This is a genomic window from Methylobacterium sp. WL18, from assembly GCF_008040015.1.
GTDB classification, from domain to species: Bacteria; Pseudomonadota; Alphaproteobacteria; order Rhizobiales; family Beijerinckiaceae; genus Methylobacterium; species Methylobacterium mesophilicum.
Window position 1 is genome coordinate 1 of sequence record NZ_VRVD01000558.1, and the last position, 3,109, is coordinate 3,109.

Consider the following 3,109-nt stretch of genomic DNA (forward strand, 5'->3'; position numbering starts at 1 on the left):
CTCCACCTCGTCGCCGACTGGGCCGGCCCGGCCGCGGCGCTGGCGGCGGCCCGGAACCTGGTCGTCTACATGCGGCGCGGGCCCGACGACCCGCAGCTCTCGCCCTGGCTCGAAGGCCGCAGCCATCTGCATCCGCTGGTGCACCGCGCCCAGGACGCGATCGCGGCCGAGCCCGGCCGGGACTGGTCCCCCGAGATCTTGGGCCGCCTCGCCGGGGCGAGCCCGCGCAACCTCGCCCGGCTGTTCCGGCTCCACGCCGGCATGACCGTGACAGATGCCGTGAACCACGCCCGGATCGCGCTGGCCCGGGACCTGATCGCCCAGACCGACCTCGCCCTGGAGCAGGTCGCCGACCGCGCGGGCTTCGGCTCCGCCCGCCACATGCGTCGCGTCTGGCGCCTCTTCCACGAAGCCGCCCCCTCGACACTCCGAACCCAAGTCCCGGTTTCGAAAGGTCCGTGACCTTTCTTGGGTCCAGGGCAGAGCCCTGGTCTCTCAGGGGCTCCGCCCCCGAACCCCTGCCAAAGGGCTGAGCCCTTTGGGAACCCATGACGTGCGCACTCTGGACCCCGCCGGACGGCTGTGCCCTCCTCGCGTCGTTCGAATCGGCGCGGACGATGCATCCGCCCGTCCCGACAGGCGCCCGCGGGCGCGGAGGAGAGCGCACCATGCCCGAATACGACCTCGCCATCCGGGGCGGCACGGTGGTCACGGCGAGCGACACGGTGCGGGCGGATGTCGGCGTGCGCGGCGGGCGGATCGTGGCTGTGGCCGAGGGCATCGCCGACGCCGCCCGGGTGATCGACGCCTCCGGCTTGCTGGTCCTGCCCGGCGGCATCGACAGCCATGTCCACATCGCCCAGGACCCCGGCCCCGGCATCGTCATGGCGGACGACTTCGCCAGCGCCACCCGGGCGGCGGCGGCCGGGGGCAACACCTGCGTGATGCCGTTCGCAGTCCAGCCCCGGGGCGGCTCGCTGCGCGGCGCGGTCGACGCCTATCGCGCTAAGGCCGAAGGCCAGTGCCACGTCGACGTGGCGATCCACATGATCGTCTCGGACCCGAGCGAGGCAGTGCTCGGCCAGGAGCTGCCGGCCCTGGTCGCCGACGGCTACACCTCGTTCAAGGTGTTCATGACCTACGACGACCTGGTCCTGAACGACCGCCAGCTGCTGGACGTGTTCCACGTCGCGCGGCGGCAGGGCGCCCGGGTGATGGTCCACGCCGAGGGCTACGACGCGATCCGCTATCTCAGCGACCGGCTGGAGCGGGCGGGCGAGACCAAGCCTTACGGCCACGCCCTGTCCCGGCCCGAGGTGGTCGAGCGCGAGGCGGCGCACCGGGCGATCAGCCATGCCGAGCTGATCGACCTGCCGATCGTCATCGTCCACGTCTCCGGCCGCGAGGCCACCGAGCAGATTGCGTGGGCGCAAGCGCGCGGCCTGAAGATCCGGGCCGAGACCTGCCCGCAATACCTGACCCTGACGGCCGAGCACATGAAGGGGCTCGGGCTCGACGACCCGATGGCGGGCGCGAAATACGTCTGCTCGCCGCCGCCCCGGGACGAGGCCAGCCAGGAGGCGGTCTGGTCCGGCATCCAGCGCGGGATCTTCGACGTGGTCTCCTCGGACCACTCGCCGTTCCGCTACGACGACCCGCAGGGCAAGCTGAACCCGCGCGGCAAATCCTCGTTCCGCTGGATCCCGAACGGCATCCCGGGGGTCGAGACAAGGCTGCCGGTGTTCTTCTCCGAAGGCGTCTCGAAGGGGCGGATCAGCCTCAACCAGTTCGCAGCGCTCACCGCGACCAACCACGCCAAGCTCTACGGCCTGTATCCGCGAAAAGGCTCGATCGCCCCGGGCTTCGACGCCGACCTGACCCTGTGGGACCCGAACAAGCGCGAGACGATCCGCCAGGACATCCTCCACCACGGCTCCGACTACACCCCCTGGGAGGGCTTTGCGGTCACCGGCTGGCCGGTGATGACCATCGCGGGCGGGCAGGTGATCGCCGAGGACGGCAAGGTCCTGTCCGAGCCGGGCCGCGGCCGGGTGCTCGACCGGGCGGTCGATCCGGCGGAGCGGCGGGGCGCCTGACGGCCCCTGGCCCGGCCCTTGCTCCCCGGTTCGAGGCTGGGGGTGACCAGGCTGGATCAAGGCCGCGGACATATCCTCGGCCGGATCGGGCATTGGTCCCCTCTCCCGCACGGGAGAGGGGGCACGTCGCGGGCTTCGCGCGCGAAGGTGCCTCAACCATGTGCCGCCTGTAGCCGCAGCCGGGGGAGCCTCGCATGAATGTCGAGCTGATCGGCCTGACCAAGCGCTACGGCGCGGCGACCGCGGTCGACGCCATCGACCTGAAGGTGCCGTCCGGGGCCTATTGCTGCCTGCTCGGGCCCTCCGGCTGCGGCAAGACCACGACGCTGCGGATGATCGGCGGCCATGAGCGGGCCAGCGCCGGCGACGTGGTGATCGGCCCGAAGGCTGTGGGCGACGCGACGCCGGCCGAGCGCGGCACCGCCATGATGTTCCAGAGCTACGCCCTGTTCCCGCATCTCGACGCGCGGGACAACGTCGCCTTCAGCCTGCGGATGCGCGGCGTCGGCAAGGCCGAGCGCCGGGCCAAGGCGATGGCGATGCTCGACCTCGTGCAGATGGGCCACCTCGCCGGCCGCCTGCCGGCCCAGCTCTCGGGCGGGCAGCAGCAGCGCGTGGCGCTCGCCCGCGCGCTCGTCACCGGCCCGAAGGTGCTGCTCTTGGACGAGCCGCTCTCGGCGCTCGACCCGTTCCTGCGGGTGCGGATGCGGGTCGAGCTGAAGCGGATCCAGACCGAGCTCGGCCTCACCTTCATCCACGTCACCCACAGCCAGGAGGAGGCGATGGCGCTCTCCGACCTCGTGGTGGTGATGAATGCCGGCCGGATCGAGCAGGCCGCCGACCCGCGCACCGTGTTCGAGCGGCCGGCCACCGCCTTCGTGGCCCGGTTCATCGGCGGCCACAACGTGATCCGCCTGCCCGACGGGATGATCGCGGTGCGGGCCGACCGGATGCGGCTGGGCGCCGAGGCCGGCCCGGAGGCGCTGCCGGCCCGGGTGGTCGCGGTCGAGTAC

General features: G+C 72.2%; 3 protein-coding genes. All 3 read left to right on the forward strand.

Annotated elements, in window-relative coordinates; all coding sequences use genetic code 11:
* The coding region (locus FV228_RS24915) for a helix-turn-helix domain-containing protein (RefSeq protein WP_147857005.1) at positions 1 to 462 on the forward strand (462 nt) is incomplete at its 5' end.
* A 206-nt stretch (positions 463 to 668) separates the two neighbouring features.
* The gene (gene hydA, locus FV228_RS24920) at positions 669 to 2,096 is read left to right on the forward strand and encodes a dihydropyrimidinase (protein WP_147857006.1); all 1,428 of its coding nucleotides are present in this window, start codon (positions 669 to 671) and stop codon (positions 2,094 to 2,096) included.
* A gap of 194 nt (positions 2,097 to 2,290) precedes the next feature.
* The coding region (locus FV228_RS24925; protein WP_147857007.1) for an ABC transporter ATP-binding protein at positions 2,291 to 3,109 on the forward strand (819 nt) is incomplete at its 3' end.

Bases quoted from the DNA above. Each gene is read 5' to 3' on its own strand.
- hydA (WP_147857006.1), top strand. From the start codon at position 669: ATGCCCGAATACGACCTCGCCATCCGGGGCGGCACGGTGGTCACGGCG.